Source organism: Pseudarthrobacter sp. RHLT1-30-1, from assembly GCF_059383415.1.
In genome coordinates this window covers 111,261-136,860 of sequence record NZ_JBWZCG010000007.1, presented here as the reverse complement: position 1 = coordinate 136,860, position 25,600 = coordinate 111,261, and the positions used below count along the sequence as shown (strand labels likewise).

Sequence of the window (25,600 nt, the reverse complement as noted above, 5' to 3'; positions counted from 1 at the left end):
TGCCACGTAATATTTCTCAACATCCGTTCGCCGTGATAGGGGTGCCGGTTCTAGCGTGTTCCAGTGAGCACTCAGACAAGCACCCCCGCACCCGCCGGAAAGACCGGCTTCCAGCTGCCCAAATGGGCCGGCTCGTTCGGCTTCCAGATCATCGCCGCCCTGATAGTGGGTCTGGGGCTCGGTCTCCTGGCCAAGTACACGGGCAGCACCAAGGCGAGCCCCAACGGCCTGGGCGCCACGCTGCAGACCATCGGCTCCAGCTACATTTCACTGCTGCAGACCGCCGTCGTCCCCCTCATCTTCACCGCCGTCGTCAGCTCCATCTCCAACCTGCGGGCCGTCTCCAACGCCGCCAAGCTGGCCTGGAACACGCTGCTCTGGTTTGCCATCACCGCGCTGATCTCGGTGCTGATCGGCATCGGACTCGGCGTGCTCCTGCAGCCCGGCGCCAACACCGGCATCACCCAGGAGGCCAAGTATTCCGGCAAGTCCGGTGACTGGTGGTCCTTCCTGATCGGCCTGTTCCCGAAGAACTTCCTGGGACTCGGGGCCAGCACCACTGTCACGGAGGGCGCCGCCACCACCTCGGTGAGCTTCAATGTCCTGCAGATCCTCGTGATCGCGGTCGCCGTCGGCATCGCAGCGCTGAAGGTGGGCAAGGCGGCCGAGCCGTTCCTGAACCTCAACGCCTCCGCCCTCGCCGTGATCCAGAAGGTCCTCTGGTGGATCATCCGGATCGCCCCCATCGGCACCGTCGGACTGATCGGTAACGCCGTCACGATCTACGGCTGGGACACCATCGGTTCGCTGGGCAAGTTCACCTTCGCCATCTATGTGGGTCTGGCCCTCGTGCTGTTCGTCGTCTATCCGGTCCTGGTCCGCGCCCACGGCCTCTCAATCAAGCAGTACTTCTCCGGCGTCTGGCCGGCCGTGCAGCTGGCCTTCGTCTCGCGCTCCTCGGTGGGCGCGCTGCCGCTGACCCAGCGCGTGACGGAACGCAGCCTGGGCGTCCCCCGTGCCTACGCCTCGTTCGCCGTGCCGCTGGGCGTGACCACCAAGATGGATGGCTGCGCCGCGATCTACCCGGCCATCTCGGCGATCTTCGTGGCGCAGTTCTTCGGAATTGAACTCGACTTCACCCAGTACCTGCTGATTGCCCTCGTCGCCGTGCTCGGCTCCGCCGCAACCGCCGGCACCACCGGCGCCGTCGTCATGCTGACCCTGACCCTCTCCACCCTGGGACTGCCGCTGGCCGGCGTCGGGCTGCTGCTGGCGATCGACCCGATCCTGGACATGGGACGCACCGCCGTCAACGTGGCCGGTCAGGCCCTGATCCCCACCATCGTGGCCAAGCGCCAGGGCATCCTCGACGAGACGCTGTACAACGCACTGCGCAACGGCGACCCCTTCGCCGACGACTCCGACGGGACAGACGACGCCGGATCCGCCGCCGTTGATCCGTCCGCCGCCGCTGCTCCCGCAGCGTCGCAGGAAGACCGCGCCTTGGCCGGCGCCAGGGCGTAACCGCCAACACGAGGCTTAACTGACGGAGCCCCCGGGAGCAGTTCAGCTCCCGGGGACTCCTTCATTTAAGCGGGCAACTCTTCAGTCATCATCCGGCGCCGCAGCCGAGCAGGTCGGCCCGGACGCCCTCGTTGATCCGCGTGCCGGGCCCAAGCAGTTGGACCTAGTGGCCGCCTCCGCCAATCACGCCCTTCTCGACGGCTTTGGTGACGGCGTCAGCCTCGGCCTGGGTCAGCGTGCCGTCGGTGACAGCCTTGTCCAGCTTGGTCTTCAGCCCCGCCGCGCGCTCAGCCTGTGCCGCGGTCCGCAGCTCCGCCAGGGCCGAGGTGACCTTGGATTCCTCAATCCCGAGCGACGCCGCCAGCGACTTGGCCAGTTCCGCGTCCATCGTGGCGCGGTCCGGCTTAGTTCCTTCGGCCGGCGGGGTGGCCGGCTTGTTGGCTTCGCGGAAAGCCTGGAGGGCTTCGGTCACCTTGGCCTCGTCCACGCCGAGCTTGGCAGCCAGTTCGGCAGCCCGGGCCACACCGCGCTCACCGCCGCGGCCGGGTCCGTGTCCGCCGCGCATACCCTGGCCGTCGGTGGTACCGGGTGTCGCCTCAGCAGAAGCGCTGGTGCTGGGGGTGGGTGCGGGAGTCGTGGCTGCTGAAGCCATCCCGGTAACGCCAAGGCCTGCGCCCAGGGCCAGAGCCCCGGCGGAGATGGCGAGCGTTATTCTCTTGGTGCGTGACATGTGCTGTCTCCTGGTCTGCAGCATAGTGACGGCTGCGATTGGTGGTTGTCTCTTCCAAGACGTAGTTCAAGTCTCCGACGGCCGCTTCGGCTGGAGCTGTTGGGAACCTTTCATCTTCCTGTGAAGGCAAATGGGAAAAGTTGCCCGGAGTGCAAACATGCACGTAGTGTAATTGCGTGTCCCCCTCCCCCCGCGCCGCCACACCCGCCACGCCCCCGGCGCCAGGTTCCACGCCGGAGGCGCCCTCACGCCGCGAGCTGAACAAAGCGGCCACCCGCCAGGCCATCACGGACGCCGCCCTGGGGCTGCTCCGTTCCAAAGGTCCGGGCCACTTCACCGTGGAGGACATCTCCGACGCCGCCGGCATCTCCCGCCGCACGTTCTTCAACTACTTCGGCAGCACGGAGGCCGCGATCGCCGCCGTCACGTTCGGGTTCCTGGACACTGCGCTTCAGCAGTTCCGGCTCAGGCCCGCCAGCGAACCCTTCCTGGAGTCGGCCAGGGCCGCCCTCGTCGAACTCGCCGACCCGATGACAGTGGCGCCGATGGCCGAGCTGTACAGCCTGGGCCAGGCAAATCCGCAGCTCAGCCGGTCCGAGCTGGAAGCCTGGGACCACTGCACGGTCCAAATCATTGCCGCTGCCCGCGAGCGGGTCGATGGGGGCGGCGTCGAGCTCGACGAACTGTACCTCCGCGCCCTCGCCGGCTCGGTCATCTCCTGCGGCAAAGCCGCAATGGACGTCTGGTTCGCCCGCTGCGGCGGGTCGCTGACGCCGGAGTCGCTGTCAACCCTCCGGCAACTTCTGATCGATAGCATGAGCCTGCTGGGCTCAGGGTTCGCCCGCCCCGACACCGTCCAGGCTGCCACCCCGGCCGCCGACACCACCGCCACCCCTTCCCCAGATCGGCACTGACATGGCCCTACTGCTCTACCGCCTCGGCAAGTTCTCCTACCGTCACCGCTGGCTCGTTATCTCCCTGTGGCTCGCCGTCATGGTGGCCGTCGGTGGCGCGGCAGCCGCCTTCCACGGCACCCTTTCCAACAACTTCCAGATCCCGGGCACCGAAACCCAGCAGATGGCGGACAAGCTCAAAAAGGAGCTTCCCTCCTCCTCCGGCGGCTCCGCCAGTGTGGTGTTTGAAGCCAACGATGCCCAGTTAAGCCAGGCCGGCAAGGACGCGGTCACGGCTGCGCTGACGAAGCTCAAGACCCTCCCGGACGTCCGGGGCACGGTTGATCCGTTCGCCACCCAGGCGCAGCTGGACCAGGCGGCAGCAGACCTGGCCGCCGGGCAGGCCCAGTCCGATGCCGGCAAGGCCCAGCTGGAGACGGCCGCGGCCGAACTCGCCGCAGGAAAAGCCCAGCTGGAGGCTGCCGAACAGCAGATGACGGCCGCTGGCCTGCCGTCCGCGGCGATCGACGCGCGGCTCGGCCAGCAGAAAGCAGCCCTCGCCGACGGTCAGGCAAAGCTCGACGCCGGCACCAAGGAACTTGCGGCAGGTGCGGAAAAGCTGGCCCTCGGCACCCGCCAGCTGGAGGCCTCGAAGGGCCTCCGCTTCGTCTCCGAGGACAGCAAGGCCGCGATCGCGCAGGTCCAGTTCACCACCTCCATCAACGGGCTCAAGCCCGAGGTCCGGCAGGAAGTCCAGGACATTGTCAAGGAGGTTTCCGCCGCCAACGTGACCGCCCTGCCCAGCAAGGAAATCAGCGAGGACATCTCCGAGCTCTTCGGCACCGCCGAAATCATCGGCATCGCGATTGCGGCCCTGGTCCTGATCATCATGCTCGGGACACTCATCGCCGCCGGACTCCCGCTGCTGATGGCCATTGTCGGCGTCGCCGTCGGTGTGGGCGGAACGTTCGCCCTGAGCGGCGCCGTGGACATGAGCTCCATTTCCCCGATGCTGGCGCTGATGCTCGGCCTCGCCGTAGGCATCGATTATTCCCTGTTCATCGTCAACCGGCACCGCGGCCAGCTGCTCGCCGGCATGGACCCCGAGGAGTCCGTGGCGCTGGCGACCGGCACGTCCGGCAATGCTGTGCTGTTCGCGGGACTCACCGTCATCATCGCCCTGGCAGCCCTCGTCGTCCCGGGACTTCCCTTCCTCGCCGTGATGGGCCTCTCCGCCGCCTCGACGGTGGCAGTCGCCGTCGTCGTTGCGTTGACGCTCACGCCGGCAATCCTCTCCCTCGTGGGCCGGAAACTGATCTCCAAGCGGGCCTGGGCCAGGGCGGAGCGGCACAACGCCGCTCCCGGCCACGAAACCGAGGACCGCGCCAAAGACGAATACCGCAGCAGCCATGGCTGGGGCGGCATCGTCACCAGCCACCCGTGGCTTGCCCTGCTGGCCGGCGTCGTGCTGCTCGGTGTCGTGGCGCTGCCCGCCAGCCAGTTGCGGCTCGCCCTGCCGGACGCCAGCTCCGAGCCGGTCGCCTCGCAGGCCTTCAAGGCCTACGACGTCACCAAGGGGAGCTTCGGCGAGGGCATGACCGGCCCGATCATCGTGGTGGGTGACCTGCCCGAGGGCCTAAGCGAAACCGAGGCGCAGGCCAAGCAGTTCGACGTCGCAGACATCCTGCGCGGGACCGGGAATGTCAGCGCCGCCGTGCCGCTGGCCCTGAGCGAGGACCGCCGCACCGCAGTGTTCCAGGTCATCCCGAACGAAGGCCCGGCCAGCGCCAGCACCGTCCAGGTTGTCTCCGAGCTCCGCGCCGAAAAGGGCCAGATCAGGGACACCACCGGGGTCAGCATCGGGCTCACCGGTCAGACCGCCGGCAACGTCGATGTGTCCACCAAACTCGGTGACGCACTGCCGCCGTACCTGGCGATCGTGGTGGGCCTCTCGCTGATCCTGCTGCTGCTGGTGTTCCGCTCCATCTGGGTGCCGCTGCTGGCCACCGGCGGATTCCTGCTCTCGCTCGCCGCCGCGTTTGGCGCCGTTGTCGCGGTCTACCAGTGGGGCTGGCTGGGTGCCATCTTCGGCGTGGAGAACCCCGGCGCCGTGCTGAGCTTCCTGCCGATCATCCTGATCGGTGTGCTGTTCGGCCTGGCGATGGACTACCAGGTGTTCATCGCCTCCGGAATGCGCGAGTCCTACATGCACGGCGAATCGGCCAAGCATGCGGTCCGGTCGGGCTTCAGCCACGCCGCTGCCGTCGTCACCGCAGCCGCGATCATCATGGTCAGTGTGTTCTCGGGCTTCATCTTCTCGCACCTGAACATGGTCCGGCCGCTCGGCTTCGCGATGGCCTTCGGCGTCCTGATCGACGCGTTTGTGGTCCGGATGACGATCGTCCCGGCCGTGATGTACCTGCTCGGCGAGAAGGCCTGGTGGCTGCCGGGCTGGCTGGACCGCATCCTGCCCAACGTCGACGTTGAAGGCGCCAAACTGCGCAAGCCCGCGGCCACCGTCCCGGGTCCCGTGGCGGAACCCGCCGAGGCCACCGCCCGGTAGCCGACACCGGCTGCCAACCGGCCGCCATACGGGGATCCACGAGCCGCCCGCCGATTATTCCAATCGGCGGGCGGCTTTGTTGTGGCGCGTTCGGCCAGTCTGGCGTCCAGGCACGACAGCCGGCAGGCGGCGCACCGCGGGGTTTGTTCAGGCCGCAAATTTGCTCTGCCTGCGGGTGCGAAGGAGTTCCTTGGCTCTTTGGCGGCGTCGGCTTGTGCTCCTTGCCACGGCCAAGTCCGGCTCCGCTTGCCGGGCAGGGGTTCCGGGCAGGGGCGGGGCGGTGGAGTGGTAGGTGTGTGCGGTGGGGGTGGTGACTTCGAAGGTGTGGCGGGGTCCGGGGCGCGGGCGTGCGGTCCAGCCGGGGGCTTCTTTGGTGTGGTTGCAGGCTTCGCAGAGCCCAGCCCCGTTTCTCTGGGTCGTCGCTCCGTTCTGGTGCCAGGGAATGATGTGGTCGAAATGTCTGATGGGGGCGTCGCAGTACGGGGTGCGGCAGGTGTCGTCGCGGGCGGTCAGGAAGCGGCGCAGGCCGGGCGGGAAGAGCCGGGCGCGGGAGTCCATTGCCGTGAGCTCGCCGGTGCCGGGGGCGGTGTAGAGCCGGCGGAGCCAGAGGTTCATGTCAGCGTCCCCTGAGCCGGGTCCTGTTCCCGCGGTTTTGAGCAGGTCGCGGGCCCAGCCTGCGGGGACGATGCCGTAGCCGGGGAGTCTGGCGGGTTCGGTCTCGCCCTGGAAGAGGGTCCGGTCGGTCATGATGAGCTGGATTTCGATGCCGCTGATTCCGCCGGCTTTTCCGGTGGTGCGTTCGACGAGGGTGTCGGCCATGAGTTGTCCCCGGGTGCGGGGGTCTCCGCCGGAGCGCAGTGTGTCGGCGTGGCGGGTCAGGGCGGCGTAGGCGGCGACGCCGGCGGAGACCGGGAGCAGGGCGGTGAGGTAGCACATGGTGTCCGGGGCCGGGCGGAGGCTGACGTGCCGTTCGGTCGCGGCGTGGCTGGCGCGCTGGGTGACGGAGCGGGGGTCGCGGCGGTAGGCGGCGGTCCGGGCCGCGGCGATGATTTGCGGTCCCCGGCGCCGTCGAAGGTTCCGGTGTCGGCGGCGAGCTCTTCGTCGACGGCGGCCCGTTCCTCTGCGGAGAGGCAGGCGGTTTCCCGCACTAAGAGGGTGGCGCGCCATTCGTTGAGCTGCCCGGTTTCCAGCGCGGCGAGGGTGTGCGGCATTTCGGTGACGAGCGCTTTGGCCAGGCCCAGGAGCCGTCCGCCGCGGGCCGGGGATTCCCGGCGGGCCAGGGCGATCTGCGCGCCGACTCCGGCGCCCAGCTCCGCCGGAGGCACCCCAAGGTCCCTCTGTTCGCGGCGCTGGCGCAGATCGAAGGCGACCGAGAGCTGGGCCTGTCGGGCAGCCAGGGCAGACTTTCGGGCTTCCAGGGCCCGGATTTCAGCAATCAACCCCGCACCGTCCAGCTCAGGCACGCCGCCGCCGCGCAGCGCTGTGCCTGCATCTTCAATTCCCGGCCTTTTCCCGCAACCACAGGCGCAGTCGCACCCCACTGCTGCCAGAGCGTCCGCGGCTGACTGAGTACCGTCCATGGCTCAAGTGTCCCGGAGGGCTAAGACATTATTGAGGGCCAACAGAAGCCGGTCAACCGCTTCGGAGGCCATCGGGGAAGTCCCCACACCGGAGGTAGATATCGGCACACGGCTAAGGACCAGCGCCACTTCAAGACGCGTCGTGACAGTTGCCAACGCTGCGTTCAGCTCCTCCAGCCGCCGCCAGGCCTCAATCAGCTCTGCGCTGCTCTCGGGCAAAGTAGCCTCCTCCAGCGCGCGGCCGCACATCGCTATCACGCTGCGGAGCTTCTCTTCCGGTCCTTGGTTCCCGTCCATGAAATAACGTTCCCACCGACCTCTGACAAAAAAGGGCACGGCGACGACGCCCCCAAGAACTAGGCTGGAGCGGTGACCCGCCTTATTCTTGCCTCCCAGTCCCCCGCCCGCACCAAGCTCCTGACCGACGCCGGCATCCGGCACGAGGTCCTCGTCTCCGATGTGGACGAGGACGCGGTCCAGGCCCGTTACGGCGTCACGGATCCGCACGACACCGCCCTGCTGCTGGCCCGCGCCAAGGCCGAGGCCGTCGCCTCGCTGCCGGAAGCCGACGGCGCGCTGGTGCTCGGCTGCGATTCGGTCTTTGAGTTCGACGGCGAGGCGCACGGAAAGCCGTACACCGCCGACGTCGCCAAGGAAAGGATGCTCCGGATGAGCGGCAGCAAGGGAGTGCTGCACACCGGCCACTGGCTGGTCGACTGCCGCGACACCGACGGATCCGAGGAGTCCGGCCCGGCAGGCTCCGGCGCGACCCTCGGTCACGTCACGTCCGCCGAGGTCCACTTCATGGAAATGAGCGCCGAGGAAATCGACGCCTACATCGCCACCGGGGAACCGCTGCAGTGCGCGGGCTCCTTCACCATCGACGGCTACGGCGGGGCCTTTATCCGCAAGGTCGACGGCGACCCGCACGCCGTCGTCGGGCTGTCCATTTCCACCCTCCGCGGGCTGCTGGGCCGGGCGCAGGTGGGCATCACCGATCTGTGGACCACCGGGGCAGCGGATCCCGCCCTGCTCCGGGCCGAGTGAGCTAATTCGCAGACCTTTGTAGCATCCCTACAAAGACTCGGCGCTTTACCCGCGGAATCCGCAAGTAATATCGGCGGAACCCACAAAACCGCGCTAGGCTCCCTGAAGGAAAGAAGGAGACGCCTTGTCAGCAAATTCGGAGCAGTCCGCAAATACCGTGCAGCGATCGGCCCAGGAGGGCGGCGCTGTAGCATCCCGCCGGATGAGCAAGGTGCTGATCGCCAACCGCGGCGAAATCGCGGTGCGCATCATCCGCGCCGCACGCGATGAAGGCCTCGCCTCCGTGGCGGTCTACGCGGACCCGGACCGCGACGCGTTGCACGTCAAGCTCGCCGACGAGGCCTACGCCCTGGGCGGCAACACCGCCGCCGAGTCCTACCTCGTGATGGACAAACTGATCGAGGTCGCCCACCGCTCCGGCGCCGATGCCATCCACCCCGGCTACGGCTTCCTGGCCGAGAACGCCGAGTTCGCCGCCAAGGTGATCGACGCCGGCATCACCTGGATCGGGCCCTCCCCCGCCGCGATCTCCGCCCTGGGCGACAAGGTCCAGGCCCGCCACATCGCCGAGAAAGTCGGCGCACCGCAGGTTCCCGGCACCGCCGACCCGGTGGAGTCCGCCGAGGAAATTCTTGAGTTCGTCGACAAATTCGGCCTGCCGGTCGCCATCAAGGCAGCCTTCGGCGGCGGCGGACGCGGCATCAAGGTGGCCCGCACCCGCGAGGAAATTCCCGAACTGTTCGAATCCGCCGTGCGTGAAGCCGTCGCCGCCTTCGGCCGCGGCGAGTGTTTCATCGAGCGTTTCCTGGACGCCCCGCGCCACGTCGAAACCCAGTGCCTCGCCGACGCGTACGGCAACGTCGTGGTGGTCTCCACCCGCGACTGCTCGCTGCAGCGCCGGAACCAGAAGCTCGTCGAGGAAGCACCGGCGCCGTTCCTCACCGAGGAGCAGAACCGCCGGCTCTACGAATCCTCCAAGGCCATCCTCAAGGAGGCCGGCTACCTCGGTGCCGGCACCTGCGAGTTCCTTGTGGGCCAGGACGGCACCATCTCCTTCCTCGAGGTCAACACCCGCCTCCAGGTGGAGCACTGCGTCTCCGAGGAAGTCACCGGCATCGACCTCGTCCGCGAGCAGTTCCGGCTGGCCCGCGGCGAGGAACTCGGCTACGGGGACCCCGAGGTCCGCGGCCACTCCATCGAGTTCCGCATCACCGGCGAGGACCCGGGCCGCAACTTCATGCCCGCCCCGGGCACCATCACGCGGCTGCTGAACCCCACCGGCCCCGGCGTCCGGATCGACTCCGGCGTGGAGCAGGGCGACGTCATCAGCGGCAACTTCGACTCGATGCTCTCCAAGCTCATCGTCACCGGCGCCACCCGCCCGCAGGCCCTGCAACGCGCCCGCCGCGCGCTCGAGGAAATGGTCGTCGAGGGCATCCCCACCGTCATCCCGTTCGACCTCGCCGTCGTCACCGACCCCGACTTCGCTCCGGCCGAGGGTCCGTTCAAGGTCCACACCCGCTGGATCGAGACGGCCTTCGTCAACGAGATCCCCGCCTGGACCCCCACGGGCACCGGCGCTGAAGCGCCCGACGCCGGCGAACGCCAGCGCGTCGTCGTCGAGGTCGGCGGCAAGCGCCTGGAAGTCGTCCTTCCGGCGTCGCTGGGCAGCGGCGGCGGCACGGGCGGCGGGAAGCCGGCCAAGGCCAAGAAGCGCACCCGCAGCGGCGGGGCGGTGGTGGCCGCCAGCGGCAACGCCCTGACCTCCCCCATGCAGGGCACCATCGTGAAGGTGGCCGTGGGCGAGGGCGACCTCGTTGCCGAAGGTGATCTTGTGGTGGTGCTGGAAGCGATGAAGATGGAGCAGCCGCTCACCGCCCACCGCGCCGGAATCGTGATCAGCCTGTCCGCCTCCGCCGGCGAGACGGTCTCCGCGGGCGCCATCATCGCCCTGATCGAGGACTCGGCTGCCGAGTAGCCCCCACCTGCGGCGGGACGCGGGCGCGCCTCTGGCGCCCCCGTGTCCCGCCCGTGCAGACTGGTTCAGTGAAGCCATTTCTGCTGCTCGCCTCCCGGGCCGAGGACGCCGCCGCCGAGGACGAATACGAGGCCTACCTACGCTACTGCGGGCTCGAACCCTCGCAGCTGAGGCGCATCCGGATGGAAGCCGCTCCCCTGCCGCCGCTTGAGCTCTCCGGGTACTCAGGCGTGATTGTGGGCGGAAGCCCGTTCACGTCCAGCGACCCAGCGGACGAAAAAAGCGATGTCCAGCACCGGGTGGAGCACGAGCTCGCCCAGCTGCTGGACCGGATCGTGGCCGAGGACTTCCCATTCCTGGGTGCCTGCTACGGGGTCGGCACGCTGGGCCGGCACCAGGGCGCGGTGATTGACCGGACCTACGGCGAAGGGCTCGGTGGCGTGACCATCAAGCTGACGGACGAAGGGCTGGTGGATCCGCTCCTGCGGGGGCTGCCGGACAGCTTCACGGCCTTCACCGGCCACAAGGAGGCCTGCACCGTCCTCCCGTCCCACGCCGTGCTGCTGGCCAGTTCCGCCGCCTGCCCGGTGCACATGTTCCGGATCAAGACCAATCTTTACGCCACCCAGTTCCACCCCGAACTCGACGCCCAGGGTTTGGTCACCCGGATCGACATCTACCGCCATGCCGGCTACTTCCCGCCGGAATCCGCCGAGATGCTGATGGAGGATGCCCGCCGGTTCTCCGCCACCGAGCCGATGAAGATCCTGCGGAACTTCGTGGAACGCTACGCGAGCTAGCCCGTCCCGGACCGCGCTCCTGGCTCGTGTCTCGTGGCTCCGGGCTCGTGGCTCCTGCCGCTCCTGGCCCTCCGACGCTCCTGGCTCCTGCCCCTCCGGGCTCGTGGCTCCTGCACTCCTGGCTCCTGGCCCTCCGACGCTCCTGCCCAGTTGTCTCCCCACAACCTCCTGCCGACACGGAAATGCCCGGCGTGTTCAGCGAACACACCGGGCAATTCCCTCAGCAACTGGGCTGGAGCGTCAGCCCCGGCCCCCTAAGCGGGGGTCAGGCCACGTTGTTGGTGTACTCCAGGTCGCGGGTTTCCTTGCTGACGAACAGTGCGATCAGCGTCAGCACCGACATGATGGCGAGGTAGACGCCGACCAGGACGGGGCTGCCCTTGCCCAGCTCCCAGAGCCACACGGCAATGAACGGGGCCACGGCCGCACCGAGGATGCTGGAGAAGTTGTAGCTGATGGCGGAACCGGTGTACCGGACGTTTGTCGGGAACAGCTCCGGCAGCAGCGCGCCCATCGGCCCGAACGTCAGGCCCATCAGGGAGAAGCCGATGATCAGCAGGGCCATCGTGCCCGCAAAGCCGGCACTGAACAGCGGGACGAAAAGCAGACCGAAAGCGAAGATGCCGAGGGTCACGGCGATCAGCATCTTGCGGCGGCCGTACTTTTCGGCCAGCGGGCCGGAGACCAGGGTGAAGATACCGAAGAACACGACGCCGGCAATCAGCATCCAGAGGAAGTCATTCCGGGTGTAGCCCAGGCCGGGAACGAACGCGGCCGCGGCGGCCTCGGTCATCGGTTTGCCGGCCTTCTCGGCTGCGGCCTTCGCGGCGTCCAGGCTCGAGGCCCGGGTACCGAAGGTCAGCGTGAACGTGGTCATCAGGTAGAACAGCACGTAGGTGGCGAGCATGATGAACGTGCCCAGGATCAGCTGGCGCCAGCTGCTCTTGAAGACCCGGGCCAGAGGCAGTTTGGCGACCTCATTGGACTCCAGGACCTTCGTGAAGGCCGGGGTCTCGATCAGCTTGAGCCGGACGTAGAGGCCGATGATGACCATCACGGCGCTGAGCAGGAACGGAACACGCCAGCCCCATTCCATGAAGGCTTCCGGCGTCAGGGCGTAGCTGAAGACCAGGAAAATCACGTTGGCAATGATGAAGCCGATCGGCGCTCCCAGCTGCGGGAACGTGCCGTAGATGGCGCGCTTGTTGGCCGGGGCGTTCTCGGTGGCCAGCAGCGCGGCTCCGCTCCATTCGCCGCCGAGGGCAAGGCCCTGGGCGAAGCGCATCACAACCAGCAGTGCCGGCGCCCAGAATCCCCAGCCCGGAACGAGGGCCGTGGGGAGGCAGCCGATCAGGAACGTGGCGATACCCATGGTCAGCAGTGACGCGACCAGGGTGCCCTTGCGCCCGAACTTGTCACCGAAGTGGCCGAAGACAATGGAGCCGAGCGGCCGGGCGATGAATGCGACGCCGAAGACGGCGAAGGAGCTCAGCAGCTGGGTGGTCTCGTTCTGGCCGGGGAAGAACAGGCGGGGGAAGACGAGCACAGCGGCGGTGGCATACACGTAGAAGTCGTAGAACTCAACGGTGGTGCCAATCAGGCTGGCGACGATGACGCGGCCGCGCGAGTTCACCGGTTGGGCCGACCCCTGCTTCGAAAGGTTAGCGGTGGAGGACATGTAGTTGCGCTTTCATGAAGACCGGACGGGTGAACCCTGAGGCCGTCCGGAAAAGGATAAGTAGGATTACATATTAGTTCCCATAGTCCATTCGCTGGACAAGCGGTCCACCATGTGGACGTTTCAGTTCGTCTCACGTGGTGGTCATCACACTATGCTTCACCTCGCTCCTCACGCCGTAACAAACGCGCCGATAGGCAAACGTCACAGCACGTTAACAAACCGCGAGGGTCCCGGAAACGCGGCTTCCCTAGTTTGGAAGGACAACATTCCAAGGAGGTCCCCGTGACTGCTGAACGCACCGCAAGCGCTGACACCGGCGTTTCCCCCCGCACCTCGCCAGCCGGAGGCACAACCGCTGCCGGCCCCGCCGCCGGCACCGCCCTCGGCGGCCCCGCCCTTGAGTACCGCCCCGGCCGCTGGATTGCCAACTGGGACGCCGAGAACAAGGACCAGTGGGAGTCCCTGGGCCGCGGCATTGCGCGGCGCAACCTGAACTGGTCCATCTTCGCCGAGTTCCTGGGCTTTGTGGTCTGGCAGCTCTGGTCGATTGTGGTCGTCCAGCTGCCCGCAGCAGGTTTCAGCTTCTCAACGTCGGAAATCTTCTGGCTGATCTCGATGCCCAGCCTGGTCGGCGCCACTCTCCGGATCCCCTACACCTTTATGGTCCCCCGCTTCGGCGGCCGCAACTGGACCATCGTCTCGGCCCTGCTGCTGCTGATCCCCTCGACCGGGCTGGCCATGTGCGTCTCCAACCCGGAAACACCGTTCGGCACCATGCTGTTCGTGGCGGCCCTGGCGGGCTTCGGCGGGGGCAACTTCGCCAGCTCCATGGCCAACATCACCTTCTTCTACCCCGCCCGCGAAAAGGGCTGGGCGCTGGGCCTGAACGCCGCCGGCGGAAACCTCGGCGCCGCCGTCGCACAGCTTGCCGTCCCGATCGCCATCACCCTGCTGGCTGCCGGCACGGTGAACCTGCCGGTCGCCGGACTCATGTGGGTCCCGCTGATCCTGCTCGCCGCGTTCGGCGCCTGGAAGTACATGGACAACCTCACCAGCGCCAAGGGCGACGTCGCGGGCTCGCTCGCCGCGCTCAAGGAACCCCACCTGTGGATCATGGCGCTGCTCTATATCGGCACCTTCGGCTCGTTCATCGGCTTCGCCGGGGTCTTCCCCAAGCTCATCAAGGACTACTTCCCGGCATTCTCCTCCATCGGCGTCGGCACCGTGGCGTTGTCCCTCGCCTTCCTGGGCCCGCTGGTCGGTTCGCTGGCCCGCCCCTACGGCGGCCGGATGGCGGACCGCATGGGCGGCGCCCGGATGACCGTCACCGCGTTCGCCGCGATGGCCGTCATCACCCTGACCATGATCTGGACCCTGCCGCTGAAGAACTTCTGGCTCTTCCTCGTCCTCTTCCTGCTCCTCTTCACCGCCAGCGGCTTCGGAAACGGCGCCACCTACCGGATGATCCCGGTCATCTTCGCCACCTCCAGCCGGGCAGCCCGGGCCGGAGCCAGCACCGTGGCCACCCAGCGCCTGGCCTCCTCGGCCCTCGGCCTGATCTCGGCCATCGGAGCCTACGGCGGCTTCGTCATCCCGCAGGTGCTCAACGCCTCCAACACCGCCACCGGCTCCTACACCCCCGCGTTCTACGGCTTCGTCGGGGCCTACCTGCTGATGCTGGCCGTGTGCTGGTTCTGCTACATCCGCAACGCCAACCGCAACGCGATGGGACACGTCTAACATGACCGACGGCGCCGCCACGCACTGCCCGTACTGCGCGCTGCAGTGCGCCATGACGCTGACCACCCCAGCGGTCCCGGCCCCGACTCCCCAGCCGGGGCCGGGCCCCGTGCCGGAACGGCCTGCCGCCGTCGCCCCGGAAACCAACGCCCCGCCGCTCGACGTGACCGGCCGCGACTTCCCCACCAACCGCGGCGGACTCTGCCGCAAAGGCTGGACGTCGGCGTCGCTGCTGAACCACCCCGGGCGCATCACCGACCCCCTGCTCAAGGGCGCCGACGGCGTCCACCGCCCGATCGGCTGGGACGAAGCCCTGCAACGCATCACCGCCGCGGTGAAGTCCACCCGGGCCGGCTACGGGGCGGACGCCGTCGGCGTCTTTGGCGGCGGCGGGCTCACCAACGAGAAGGCGTACCAGCTGGGCAAGTTCGCCCGGCTGGCCCTGGGCACCTCACGGATCGACTACAACGGCCGGTTCTGCATGTCCTCCGCCGCCGCCGCCGGGATGCGCGCCTTCGGCCTGGACCGCGGCCTGCCCTTCCCGCTGGAAGACCTCGATTCGGCCAGCACCATCCTGATGCTCGGCTCCAACGTCGCCGAGACCATGCCGCCGTTTGTGCAGCACCTGCAGGGCGCCCGCGACGCCGGCGGCCTGATCGTGGTGGACCCCCGACGCTCCGCCACCGCCGCGTTCACCTCCGACGGCGGCGGACTGCACCTGCAGCCGCTGCCCGGTACCGACCTCCCCCTCCTCCTGGGCCTCGCCCACGTCGTGGTCCACGAGGGCCTGGCCGACGCCGGCTACCTCGCGTCCCGCACCACCGGCCACGGCGCCCTGGTCCGCAGCCTCGCCGCCTACTGGCCTGAACGCGTGCAGTCCCTTACCGGCGTCCCGGCCGGACTGCTCCGCGACACCGCCCGCCGGCTCGCCGACGGCGCCCGCCGCGGCGGCAGCTATATCCTCACCGGCCGCGGCGTGGAACAGCATGTCGACGGCACGGACACCGCCACCGCCGCCATCAACCTCGCCCTGCTGCTCGGCCTGCCCGGCTCCGCACGCAGCGGCTACGGCACCCTCACCGGCCAGGGTAATGGCCAGGGCGGCCGCGAACATGGCCAGAAGGCGGACCAGCTCCCCGGCTACCGCAAGATCACCGACCCCGCCGCCCGCGCCCACATGGCTGCGGTGTGGGGGGTGCCGGAGGAGCTGATCCCCGGACCCGGCGTCCCCGCCGTCGAACTGCTCAAGTCGCTGGGACAGCCCGGCGGCTGCCGCTGCCTCTTCGTGCACGGCGCCAATGTGGCGGTGTCCGCGCCCGACGCCAACGCCGTAATCGCCGGTCTGCGGCGCCTGGACTTCCTGGTGGTCTGCGACTTCTTCCTCTCCGAGACCGCTGCGGAAGCCGACCTGGTCCTGCCGGTCACCCAGTGGGCCGAAGAGGAGGGCACCCTGACTAATCTCGAGGGCCGGGTGCTGCGCCGCCGCCGCGCGATCGCTCCCCCGCCCGGGGTGCGCAGCGAGCTGTGGATCATGACCCGGCTGGCCGAGGCCCTGGAAGCGCCGTCCGCGTTCAGCGAGGATCCGGAGACCGTCTTTGAGGAACTCCGGCTCGCGTCCGCCGGCGGGCTGGCCGACTACTCCGGGATCGACTACGCCATGCTGGACCGCGGCGAGGCGGCCTACTGGCCCTACCCTGCCGGCAGCACCGGCACGCCGCGGCTGTTCCTGGACTCCTTTGCCCACGCGGACGGCCGGGCGGTGTTCACTCCGGTGACGCCCCGCCGTCGTGCTGTTGCTGTGGCCTCCGCCGGCGTTGCGGCCACGGCGGCCGGTGCCGGGACGCCGATGACCCTGATCACCGGCCGGCTGATGGAGCATTACCAGTCCGGTGCGCAGACCCGGCGGGTGCCGGCGCTGGCCGCGGCCCAGCCGGAAGCGCGGCTGCAGATCCATCCGGCGGCCGCCGCCGCACAGGGCATCGCGGAGGGCGATGCCGTCTCAATTTCGAACGGACGCGGCGAGGTTTCCTGCCGCGCCGAGCTGAGCACGGATATCCGGCCCGAAACGGTCTTCCTGCCGTTCCACTTCCCGGAACTGGGGAGCGCCAACCGTCTCACGGAGGCGGCCACGGATCCGATCTCCGGGATGCCGGAATTCAAGCTCAGCCACGTCTGGGTCCGGGCCGGCGCCGCCAGTCCCCGCGCCGAGAACCTGCCGTCAGACGAGCTGCCGGCCAACGAACTGCCGGCCAATGAACTGGAGAAGGAAGGTGCCTCGTGACTGAACGCATTGTTGTAGTGGGCTTCGGGCCGGTGGCCGCCCGGCTGGTCGACGAGCTGCTGCCCGCCGTGCGCGGCGGACTCGCGCACCTGACAGTGATCGGTGAGGAAGCGGAAGCCGCGTACAACCGCGTGCTGGTGGCCGATCTCGGAGTCGGCCGGACCACGGCATCCGCCCTGGCCCTCTCCGATGCCGCCGCGCTGATTGCCGACGGCGTCGACGTCCGGCTGGGCGTCCGCGTCCGACGCGTGGACCGCGCCCGGCAGCAGCTGATTCTCAGCGACGGCACCTCCCCCGGCTACGACCGGCTGGTTTTCGCCACCGGCTCCCGCCCGGTGATCCCCAACCTCACCGGACTCAACCCCGACCCGGCCAACCCCGTACTGCCCGCGGGCGTCACCGCGCTGCGGGACCTGCGCGACGCCTCGGTGCTGCGGGCAGCGGTGGCCGGCGGCAAGCGTGTGGTGGTGCTCGGCGGCGGCGTGCTGGGCCTGGAGACAGCCCTCGCCGCGGCCGAGGAAGGCGCCACGGTCACCGTCGTGCACAACGGACCGCATCCGCTGGGCCGCAACATCGACCGCGGCGGCGGCGCCGTGCTCGCGGCTTCGTTGCGGAACTGCGGCGTGCGGGTGGCCGGCAATGCCCGGTCCACCGGCGTAGAACACAACGGGCCCGACGGCGGCTTCTCGGCCCTGCTGCTGGACGACGGGTCCGCGATCGACGGCGATCTGCTGGTCCTCTCCTGCGGCGTCCGGCCGCGGACCGAACTGGCCGAAGGCTGCGGGCTCTCGACGGCGGCCGGGATCCTGGTGGACCACAGACTCCGGGCACACCACGAGCCGCATATCTTTGCCATCGGCGACTGCGCCGAGGTCCGCTGCCCCGATCCGGAATGCGTTCAGTGCCGGACCGCCCGCGGTCCGTCCGGGCTCGTAGGACCGGGCTGGCGGCAGGCCGAATGGCTCGCCGGGTACCTGACGCTGCTGGCGTCGGGCGCTTCGGAGGCTGAGTTGTTGCTTCCCCTGCCGGCCGAGCTGCCGGGTGTTGTTGTACTCAAGGCCCGCGGTATGAACATGGCCGTGGCCGGGGACAATGGCGCCGAGCCGTGGGATGAGGAGGCTTTGACCGCCGGGGCCGGGAACGGCCGGGCCAGGCTGCAGATCGCACAGTGGGCCGATCCCGAGCACGGCCGCTACGTCAAGATGACCACCCGGGCCGGGGTGCTGCAGGGCCTGGTGGCAGTGGGCATGCCCCGCACCGCGGCGGAACTGGTGCAGCTCTTCGAGCGCGGCGCCGAGCTCCCGGCGGACCGGTCGCTGCTGCTGCGCCTCGACGGCCCGGACCAGGCGGCCGCTGCCGGGGCGGCTGATCCCGAACGCACGGTGTGCCGGTGCGCCGGGGTGACCGGGACCAAGATCGCCGCGGCGGTGACCGACGGCTGCGGGACGGTGGCCGACGTGTCAGGCGCAACGCGGGCCGGGACGGGCTGCGGCGGCTGCCATGACGACATCAAGGGGATCATCGAGAAGCACTTTCAGGGGGCCCCGGCTTGACACCGGTTCGACGGGGTCCTAGCCCCAATCGCCTCTACCGCCGTCTCCTCCTGCGCCGAACCCCGCGGCCCACCGGTGGAATCCACTTTCGCTGTAGGGCCCGAGGCGCCCGATCCTGGGTGCCATGGCGCCGAACAGCAGCACTCCGGCTGCGTCCGGGTCACCGCCGGATGCGGCAAAAAGAGCCCGCCGCCGGCGGCCGACGAGCCAGATGATTCCAAGGACGAGGGAGAAGGACAACCCCACCCCGCCAGCCATCGCCGCCGTTGTGGGGAACGCGGAACCGTTCGCCTTAAGTCCGTTGACCAGCATCACGCCAAACAGCAGCCCCAACGGGATGGCATAGACCAGCCTGTGCAGCAGCGCCCAGCGGAGACGTGAAACGGGAATGGGGAGCTTCGTTGTGCCCATGGTTTCGGCGGGCGGCATCGTCCCGTCGGTGCGGTGATCTGAAGAATCCAAGTGCTTCCCCCAAAGAAGTGAGACCGTGCTGGCCCTGATCGAAGCCTATGCGATCGAGAGTCCGGCAGGACGCTTCAGCCCGGTCAGGAGACGTCGTTCGGGGCGTCAGACCTCGTGCGAGGGCATCAGAACCCGACGTCGCGCACCAGGGTGATGAGTTGTTCCTTCGTCTGCTCGGCCGTGGGCCCCAAAGGGGAGATCAGGACCTCCGCGGTAAATGTCGCGAGGTTCTGGCCCCTGACCACCATCACGGACAGCATCGTAATCGGCACATCGCCGGCCGGGCGGAGGGACTTGGGGCCCGCGGGTTCGGTTCCCATGTTGAAGGCCGCCTGGTCCCCGACGCCGTCGAGCCGTTCGCCATGCAGGCCCTGGGCGGCCAGCGCCGGGGCTGAACCCTCGAGGACTTCAATCGAGAAGACAAGGGAGTCCGGGCCCGGAGCGCCCAAGTCGCCGAACCTGTAGCGGCAGTTGGACTCGCCGGGGAGGATCTGCGGCTGGGTCTTCGCCCCGAATGCCTATTTAACCTCATCGGGACTGATCAGGGCGCAGACCGCGTTGTTCGTCGTGGCCGGCGGACCAACGGGCGGAGCGGCTGGGACGTTGAGTGCGGTGCCGTTTCCCCAGCCCGCGTCCACGGCAGCCTGTGAGAGTGCGCGGGCCATCGCGTCACCATCCGGGACCCCGGACCCGGCCATAGGCGGTCCGGTGACATAGGGCATCTCGAGCGTCTCGTTGCCCCGGACAGCCGTCAGGACGACATTTGCGGACACGTTGCCGGGCTCACCGCGGAAGTAGCCCGTCCACTGCAGGCAGGCGAAGTCGCCGATGCCCGTGACAGGTGAGCAGTCCGGCGTCGACTTCGCTTTGGAGATGTCGGCGGCCGATGCGGGAGACGTGAGGGCCACCGACAGCGCCGTCATACCTGATTCGGACTTACTGGAATAGGTGCACAGGTAGGCCTTGCTGCCCGAGGGCTTGGCCGGGCTGATCTGGCCAACCGGCACGAGCCCGGGTTCGGTCTTCGCCGCAATCTCCGGGGTGATGAGATCACAGGCCGGGTTGCCAGTGCTGGATGCGGTAGCGGTCGACGACGTCGGCCCGCTTTGGCCCGCGGGCTGGGAGCACGCGGCGAGGAACAGGGCGAGCACGGCCACGAGCGTGACTCCGGGTCGAAACGGCCAGGGCTGGCGGCTAGGCATGGAACACCTTTCCGGGTCCGCGGGCGGGGCCCGCCCGGCCATTGCCGGCGAGATGCACGAGCACCCCGACAACAAGGAACGCGCCGAGCACCTGGGCGCTCGTGGCGATCACCGCTGGCCAGCCTCTTCCGAGCCTCGGGTCGAGGAAGTCGTAGGGATACCAGCCGTCGAGGGCACCGCGCACCACGAGAAGACCAGGAATGCGGCCGGGTAGCACAGCCAGATGAGGGGCCGCCGCCACGGGCCGCGGACGGTGCGGGTGACAAAAAGCCAGTCGAGCCCCGCGACCAGCGGTGCAATGCGGTGAGTGATCATCCACGGCCAGTACATGTCCAGCGTCCACCACGGCTCATCAGGCGGCGCCACGAGCACCGCATAGATGATGCCGGTCATCACCAGGTAGACGGCGAGGGCCCCGAACAGGTGATCCCACCACTGTGGCAGCCGCGCCCGCGGCCGCGCTGCGGACACCAGGAGTACAAGCGCGAGGACAAGGTTCGAGTGGAACGTGAACTGGGAGATGAGTTGGGGGATGTCGACGGAGTTGCCCGGCTGCGTCGCGTCGTAGACCTCCTGGCCGAGGGCGGCGAGCATGGCAAGTCCGGCCCCGCCGCGCACCAGACGGACCCAGAGGCAGTCCGGATGCAGCACGCGGTTGGCGCCCACGTTGCGTTCGACCGCGGGATTCAGCGTCAGCACATCACTCATGGCCTCAGTGTTGCGCCCCGCGGTGCCGGGCCCCCAGAGTCAAAAGGACCGGGTGGGCTCCGGGCCCTTCTCCCCTTGGCCAGCCCGCCCCTCCCGGCGTGTACTGAAGCCAGGACCATTACATCCGCAGGAGGCACCCATGAACGTCCCCATCATCCTGGCGCTCGGCGCGATCGTTGTGGTCGCCGGCGTGCTGGGTACTGTCCTGGCCCGGGAGAAAGATCCACAGCGACGGGCCACGACGTTGCAGCGCACCGGCGCGGCCATCATGGCCGTGTTCACGGTCCTGGGGGCGTCTTCATCGGCGGCTACGCCATGGAGGATCCCGGCGGAAATACCGGGCTGCTGATGACGCTCGCCTGGGTGCTGCCGATGCTGATCCTCGCGGCCGCGGCCTGGTTCTGGCCGCGGCCGCGCCCCTGCTGATCGCCCTCACGTCCGCCTTCGTCGCGGCGTGTGTATGGCTTGCCATCGACACCGCGGCGCTGCGTGACTTCATCAGCGAGAACGGACCCGTGGTAGCCATCAGCGTCGTCGCCCTGTCGTTCCCGGCTGCCGTCCTCGGCCTGAAACGGAGCGCGCTGGCCGGCTGGCTGCTGGTGGCCCTCGGCATGCTGCCGCTCCTGATCACGGTCATCGGAAAGATCGGGCCCGATCGTGTCGCTCGCCGCGGCAAGTGTGGTCCCCCTGGTCGCGGGGATCGTTTATCTCCTGTCCGCCCGGATGGAGCGAGGCCGTTCTGCGCCGGAAAACATCGGGGCTGCTGCGGTCTAATCCAGTCCGACGTGCGCGTAACGCGAATCGGGCCGGGACCGGATGGCGGGTAGCCTCGGGACAGTGGGCGCCGACGACGACACCATCAAAGAACTGCTGGCCGACGCCGTGATGCCTACGGGGCTGAGCCTCGAGCTGTGAGCCAAGCGCATGCTGGGATCATTGGCAGATTGCCATCCACGGCCGAAAGAAACCGTAGATGGCAATCCCTGGTGCGTCCTAGACGCGGACTGGCTGATCGAAGCGCTGGCCAGCCGGGTTGGAGGGCAGAATAACGAGTACCAGCAGGGCCAGGCCGCCGGCGAATGGCACCAGCCCGAGAAGCAGGAGCCAGCCGCTAAAGTTGCCGTCGTGCAGACGGCGCACAGTCAGCGCCAGCGACGGAATGACGGTGGCCAGCGCAAAGATGACGAGCAGGATGGCTCCGATGATGGCTCCGGGGCCCATTTCCTGGCTGCTGCCGTAGCTTGAGGCCGCCGCCGATGCAGCGGAGCCTGCCGCGACGAAGATGTTTATGATGGCACTTACGGCGAAGGATACGAGGGCCCACCACCAGTATTCGCTGCGGCCGGCCCGACCCGAGAAGGTGGCGTACTTCTTGAAGAAGCGTGTCACGGCTGCCGGGAATGGGGCACCGTAATACGGGGCCCAGAGCGGCGGTTCGCCGCTATGGAAGGCCGGCGGCTGTGTCTGTGTCTGTGGGTATTGCGGATAGCTCAAGGTTTCCCCCATGGTTTCGGAATGACGAAACAGCTCATCGTATGGGCCGCACGGCCAATTAGCGCATTCGATGGATAAAGTCCCGTCTACTTCTTCTTGCGCCTCTTGGATCCGTGGCGCTGCCGGCGTGAGTAGACGGCAGCGCCCGCAATCACGAGAACACCGAGGCTGCCGGCGATGAATCCAAGTGCCGTCCCGTTGTCGCCCTTAGTGGTCAACTCGGTCTCGTCGAGCGGGTGGTTTGGGACCGGCTCCGCCGAAGCGGTCCTTGGCGGCGTGGGGGTGGCTGACGGCGAAGGGCTGGCGGTCGCGGCCGGTGTGATGGCGACGGGCGGCTCTGCGCTGGCAGTTTGGGGCGGGGGCTGGCGCGGACGGGGAGTCCACCGTGGCCGGGAACTCCAAAACCACAGGTCGGAAGGCGTCGTCACGGCAGACAACTGAACCGGTCGCGGGATCGGTCGCACAGACCTCGACGGCGTTGGCCGGCCTGGCGGCAAGGAGTACCCCGACCATGACGGTGCAGCCCTGTGCCGCCCTGAAAATTATGCGCATTGTTCCCCCGCTGCTGAGCCGGAGCTCACCGGCTCCGTCTCCGGGGTCCGAAGGCGGCCGGGTTGTCCGGCCGCCCTGGGTGACGCGCGCTACTTGGTGTTCAGCACATTCCAAAGGATCAGGTCATGGGCGTGCCTGGCCTTGTCATCACCGCGGAAGTCGGCTTCCTTAACTCCGCCACCGGTGTCGATACCGATGGTGGAGGTGGATGCGAACCGCCCCATCATCGACTTGTTGGACAGCATGGAGACGGACCGGATGTTCTTGTAAGGAATTGAGACCACAGCGAGTTTGTTGCCCACGAAACTCTTGTCCTGCAGGATGACTCGCATGCTCGTGATGCCGACGAAGCCGGTGCCGACACCTATGCAGTCATAGACCGCATAAACGATTTCGCCCTGCAGCAGGCCCGCGTTTATCTGTTCGAGTTGCTCTGTCTTGTCGTGAATGATCTGGGTCAAAGTCTCCCCTTGGTGTGTCGGTATTCGACTAATGGGCCGCCGGTCAGTCGCGCAGTGGGATGCCCTGGGCGTCGGTCCGGAAGTTGGCTGAGCCGGCGATGATCATGATCCCCTCGATGATCCCCCACAGGCCGACCAGGCCGAAGGTGAAGGCGCCCAGAACGATCGTGAGGACAAGCTGGATGACCGCGATCTTGGTGAAGCCCAAGTAGAAGCGGTGGATACCGAGCGGGCCCAGGAAGATACCCAGGAGACCGGCAACGACCTTGGATTTGGGCTGCGGGTAGCCGTAGACCGGGTTCGGCATCGGGGGCGGCGACTGATACTGCGGCTGCATCGGCGCCGTCGGGTGGGCCTGGTACTGCGGCTGCCCCGCGTACGGCTGGGCGGGACCGGCGGGGTAGCCCGGCTGCTGCCCCGCGGACGGCTGCGCGGGACCGGCCGGGTAGCCCGGCTGCTGCTGGGATCCAGGTGGGAACTGCTGCCCCGCGTACGGCTGCGGCTGCTGCGGGATGGGTTGCTGCTGGGACGCGGGCTGGAACTGCTGCCCCTGGTGCGGTGCAGCGGCAGGCTGGTCGTAGCCTTCGGGCGGAACCGCGTTCGGATCCGGGAGGGTCGGTGTCATGGGCATGCCTTTCGATGAGTGCTGATGCAGCCCACGGCTGACCGGGCGGCAGCACCGTCAAAGACGGCATTTCCCCCATGAGTCCATGTGCCGCTATCAGTCTGGCGCAACATTTCTAAAATTGCGCTGATTCACGAAATTAAGTCACACCCGAACGCCCCACAGCATTGGCGGCGGAACCCGTGATTGGAGCCCGCCGTGTGGGATGTTCGTCCTCGTGGGCGGCCAGCGGACCCTCCAAATACGAGTACTCGACGCGTGAAGGCGTGCCGTGCGGCGCCGTGGATTCCGCTAGGAGAAAAGCCCCCGCGGCGGTTACCGCGGGCACTTTTGCATTAAGATCCGGGCATGCCCGAGACGGCCGGACGCGCCCGCGTAACGCGAATCGGGCGGGCGGGCCGCTGGCGGGTAGCATCGGGGCCATGAGCGCCGACGACGACGACATCACCGAAGAACTCCTGGCCGAAGCCGACAAGCTGACCGGGCTGAGCCTGGAACTGCTGGGCCTCGACCCCCACCCGGAGGACATGACCCCGGAGCAGCGGCTCCAGTTCGATCCGGAAGACCTGGAAGACATGGCCGCGGTCTCACCGGAGGACCGGGAAAAAGCCGTGCGCCAGACCCGCCTGCTGGCCGGTCTGCTGTGGAATTCGTCCAGCGTCCTCCTCGACCAGCTCTTCCGCGACCTGGGCACGCTTAGCCAGCTGGCGGACATCACGACGTCCGACATCGCCGGATCCTCGGTGCTGTCCTCCCTGCCGCCGCAGTTTGCGTCCAACTACGACGCGAAGTTCACCCAGAAATTCATCGTGGTCGCCGCCGACGTCACGGCGTGCCTGGTCCGCGGGTGGACCGCCCCCGGATGCCTCGCCGCCGAACTCGCCGTCCGCTGCCTGCTCGATCAGGCGGAAATCACCGAGGACATCTACGAACTCGACCTCCCGGAGGACTGGCGGGACCAGGTCGGGGAAGTCCTGATGGAGGACGCGGACAGTGAAGCCCTCTACTCGGACCGTCTCGACGTCCTTGAGGACGACGCCGACAGGCTGGGCTTCGAGTACTGGTTCAAGCCCTACAACGCCTGGAAAACAGTTCCGCCCTACGCCTGCTCCTGAGTCCGAACCCAATACTTCGTACTGCAAACTCCCTAGCCTGCCGGGGCGGCAAGTCCCGCCAGGAAATCCTCGGTGAACTGCTTCACGCCATCCCACTCCGTGTAGACGTAGTCCCGGGATGTATCCAGGTCCGGGGACCCCTTGTCCTTGGTGATTTTCTTCATCATCTGGCGTTTGAGGAAGTTGTACTGGGTATAGAGCAGGGCGCCGCTGAAGATCCCGACATGGGCGGGATGCCAGCCGGTCTCCTCCTCGAATTTTGTCACGTACCCCTCGGCGTATTCCTCGTCCCCGTGGGCTGCCAGGCTGACCGAGATCAACGCGGACGGCAGACGCTCGAGTTCACCCCGGTTCTTCCGGACAAAATCGGTCACATACCCTTCGTGTTTGCCGATATGCACCGACGCCGCCACAATCACCCCGTCGTATCCGCCCGGAAGGGTGCCGCCGGAATGCTTGAGGTCGACCATTTCCGCTTCGTGCCCGTGCGCCTGGATCAACTCGGCGATGTACTCCGTAATCCGGGCTGTCTGTCCTTCGACGCTCCCGTAGGGGAGATAGATTTTGGCCATGATCCACTGTGTCGGCGCGGGTCCCTGACGAAGTAGTGC

General features: G+C 67.9%; 23 protein-coding genes and 1 pseudogene. 11 read left to right on the top strand and 13 right to left on the bottom strand.

The features are described 5' to 3' along the window. Positions 1-63: 63 nt before the first annotated feature. Positions 64-1,524 (top strand): dicarboxylate/amino acid:cation symporter, encoded by a 1,461-nt coding sequence (locus tag AC50YM_RS07695; protein ID WP_494956372.1) that lies wholly within the window; start codon positions 64-66, stop codon positions 1,522-1,524. A 163-nt stretch (positions 1,525-1,687) separates the two neighbouring features. Here the strand turns inward: AC50YM_RS07695 and AC50YM_RS07690 are convergent, their stop codons facing one another. Continuing rightward, on the bottom strand, positions 1,688-2,254 hold the full coding sequence (locus AC50YM_RS07690) for a hypothetical protein (protein ID WP_494956371.1): 567 nt from the start codon (positions 2,252-2,254) through the stop codon (positions 1,688-1,690). Positions 2,255-2,430: 176 nt separating this feature from the next. Here AC50YM_RS07690 and AC50YM_RS07685 point away from each other — a divergent pair, with 176 nt between their 5' ends. Both AC50YM_RS07685 and AC50YM_RS07680 read left to right on the top strand, forming a co-directional pair. After that, positions 2,431-3,168: a TetR/AcrR family transcriptional regulator gene (locus AC50YM_RS07685; protein WP_494956370.1), complete on the top strand. Its 738-nt coding sequence runs from the start codon at positions 2,431-2,433 to the stop codon at positions 3,166-3,168. A gap of 1 nt (position 3,169) precedes the next feature. Beyond that, entirely contained in the window at positions 3,170-5,710 is a 2,541-nt protein-coding gene (locus AC50YM_RS07680) for an MMPL family transporter (protein ID WP_494956369.1), read from the top strand. A gap of 147 nt (positions 5,711-5,857) precedes the next feature. Here AC50YM_RS07680 and AC50YM_RS07675 read toward each other — a convergent pair. Both AC50YM_RS07675 and AC50YM_RS07670 read right to left on the bottom strand, forming a co-directional pair. After that, positions 5,858-7,290: pseudogene (locus tag AC50YM_RS07675) on the bottom strand (HNH endonuclease). A gap of 3 nt (positions 7,291-7,293) precedes the next feature. Next, positions 7,294-7,587 carry a hypothetical protein gene (locus AC50YM_RS07670; protein WP_494956368.1) on the bottom strand — a complete coding sequence of 98 codons (294 nt, stop codon included), beginning with the start codon at positions 7,585-7,587 and terminating at the stop codon, positions 7,294-7,296. A gap of 72 nt (positions 7,588-7,659) precedes the next feature. Between AC50YM_RS07670 and AC50YM_RS07665 the strand changes: the two genes are divergently transcribed. From AC50YM_RS07665 to AC50YM_RS07655, 3 genes are all read left to right on the top strand, one after another. Then, positions 7,660-8,337, top strand: a complete 678-nt coding sequence (locus tag AC50YM_RS07665; protein WP_494956367.1) for a Maf family protein — start codon at positions 7,660-7,662, stop codon at positions 8,335-8,337. 202 nt (positions 8,338-8,539) lie between these two features. Then, a complete protein-coding gene (locus AC50YM_RS07660; protein WP_494956391.1) occupies positions 8,540-10,315 on the top strand; it encodes an acetyl/propionyl/methylcrotonyl-CoA carboxylase subunit alpha in 1,776 nt (591 codons plus the stop codon). Between the two features lie 68 nt (positions 10,316-10,383). Further along, a complete protein-coding gene (locus AC50YM_RS07655) occupies positions 10,384-11,115 on the top strand; it encodes a glutamine amidotransferase (RefSeq protein WP_494956366.1) in 732 nt (243 codons plus the stop codon). A 265-nt stretch (positions 11,116-11,380) separates the two neighbouring features. On the opposite strand, the gene AC50YM_RS07650 is transcribed toward AC50YM_RS07655, so the two are convergent. Next, positions 11,381-12,793 (bottom strand): MFS transporter, encoded by a 1,413-nt coding sequence (locus tag AC50YM_RS07650; RefSeq protein ID WP_494956365.1) that lies wholly within the window; start codon positions 12,791-12,793, stop codon positions 11,381-11,383. Between the two features lie 285 nt (positions 12,794-13,078). Here AC50YM_RS07650 and AC50YM_RS07645 point away from each other — a divergent pair, with 285 nt between their 5' ends. From AC50YM_RS07645 to AC50YM_RS07635, 3 genes are read left to right on the top strand one after another with little or no spacing between them, the layout of a single operon-like run. Continuing rightward, entirely contained in the window at positions 13,079-14,536 is a 1,458-nt protein-coding gene (locus tag AC50YM_RS07645; RefSeq protein WP_494956364.1) for an MFS transporter, read from the top strand. A gap of 1 nt (position 14,537) precedes the next feature. After that, positions 14,538-16,817 (top strand): molybdopterin oxidoreductase family protein, encoded by a 2,280-nt coding sequence (locus tag AC50YM_RS07640; protein WP_494956363.1) that lies wholly within the window; start codon positions 14,538-14,540, stop codon positions 16,815-16,817. Continuing rightward, the gene (locus AC50YM_RS07635; RefSeq protein ID WP_494956362.1) at positions 16,814-18,370 is read left to right on the top strand and encodes an FAD-dependent oxidoreductase; all 1,557 of its coding nucleotides are present in this window, start codon (positions 16,814-16,816) and stop codon (positions 18,368-18,370) included. Before AC50YM_RS07640 ends, AC50YM_RS07635 begins: the two co-directional genes overlap by 4 nt. An 18-nt stretch (positions 18,371-18,388) precedes the next feature. On the opposite strand, the gene AC50YM_RS07630 is transcribed toward AC50YM_RS07635, so the two are convergent. The 4 genes from AC50YM_RS07630 to AC50YM_RS07615 all read right to left on the bottom strand — a co-directional run bounded on the left by AC50YM_RS07630 (position 18,389) and on the right by AC50YM_RS07615 (position 20,742). After that, positions 18,389-18,832, bottom strand: a complete 444-nt coding sequence (locus AC50YM_RS07630) for a hypothetical protein (RefSeq protein WP_494956361.1) — start codon at positions 18,830-18,832, stop codon at positions 18,389-18,391. A 125-nt stretch (positions 18,833-18,957) separates the two neighbouring features. Continuing rightward, positions 18,958-19,281 carry a hypothetical protein gene (locus AC50YM_RS07625; protein WP_494956360.1) on the bottom strand — a complete coding sequence of 108 codons (324 nt, stop codon included), beginning with the start codon at positions 19,279-19,281 and terminating at the stop codon, positions 18,958-18,960. Positions 19,282-19,350: 69 nt separating this feature from the next. Next, positions 19,351-20,034, bottom strand: coding sequence for a hypothetical protein (locus AC50YM_RS07620; RefSeq protein WP_494956359.1), 684 nt, complete (start codon positions 20,032-20,034; stop codon positions 19,351-19,353). Positions 20,035-20,142: 108 nt separating this feature from the next. After that, on the bottom strand, positions 20,143-20,742 hold the full coding sequence (locus AC50YM_RS07615; RefSeq protein ID WP_494956358.1) for a Pr6Pr family membrane protein: 600 nt from the start codon (positions 20,740-20,742) through the stop codon (positions 20,143-20,145). Between the two features lie 139 nt (positions 20,743-20,881). Here AC50YM_RS07615 and AC50YM_RS07610 point away from each other — a divergent pair, with 139 nt between their 5' ends. Next, a complete protein-coding gene (locus tag AC50YM_RS07610; RefSeq protein WP_494956357.1) occupies positions 20,882-21,091 on the top strand; it encodes a hypothetical protein in 210 nt (69 codons plus the stop codon). A gap of 644 nt (positions 21,092-21,735) precedes the next feature. On the opposite strand, the gene AC50YM_RS07605 is transcribed toward AC50YM_RS07610, so the two are convergent. The 4 genes from AC50YM_RS07605 to AC50YM_RS07590 all read right to left on the bottom strand — a co-directional run bounded on the left by AC50YM_RS07605 (position 21,736) and on the right by AC50YM_RS07590 (position 23,874). After that, complete coding sequence (locus AC50YM_RS07605; RefSeq protein WP_494956356.1) at positions 21,736-22,236, bottom strand: DUF805 domain-containing protein; 501 nt, start codon at positions 22,234-22,236, stop codon at positions 21,736-21,738. Between the two features lie 86 nt (positions 22,237-22,322). After that, positions 22,323-22,454 (bottom strand): hypothetical protein, encoded by a 132-nt coding sequence (locus tag AC50YM_RS07600; RefSeq protein ID WP_494956355.1) that lies wholly within the window; start codon positions 22,452-22,454, stop codon positions 22,323-22,325. 423 nt (positions 22,455-22,877) lie between these two features. Further along, positions 22,878-23,249: a PH domain-containing protein gene (locus AC50YM_RS07595; protein WP_494956354.1), complete on the bottom strand. Its 372-nt coding sequence runs from the start codon at positions 23,247-23,249 to the stop codon at positions 22,878-22,880. Positions 23,250-23,292: 43 nt separating this feature from the next. Further along, positions 23,293-23,874 carry a TM2 domain-containing protein gene (locus AC50YM_RS07590; protein ID WP_494956353.1) on the bottom strand — a complete coding sequence of 194 codons (582 nt, stop codon included), beginning with the start codon at positions 23,872-23,874 and terminating at the stop codon, positions 23,293-23,295. A 422-nt stretch (positions 23,875-24,296) separates the two neighbouring features. Here AC50YM_RS07590 and AC50YM_RS07585 point away from each other — a divergent pair, with 422 nt between their 5' ends. Next, on the top strand, positions 24,297-24,989 hold the full coding sequence (locus AC50YM_RS07585) for a hypothetical protein (RefSeq protein WP_494956352.1): 693 nt from the start codon (positions 24,297-24,299) through the stop codon (positions 24,987-24,989). Positions 24,990-25,021: 32 nt separating this feature from the next. Here the strand turns inward: AC50YM_RS07585 and AC50YM_RS07580 are convergent, their stop codons facing one another. Further along, a complete protein-coding gene (locus AC50YM_RS07580; protein WP_494956351.1) occupies positions 25,022-25,561 on the bottom strand; it encodes a flavodoxin domain-containing protein in 540 nt (179 codons plus the stop codon). Positions 25,562-25,600 lie beyond the last annotated feature (39 nt).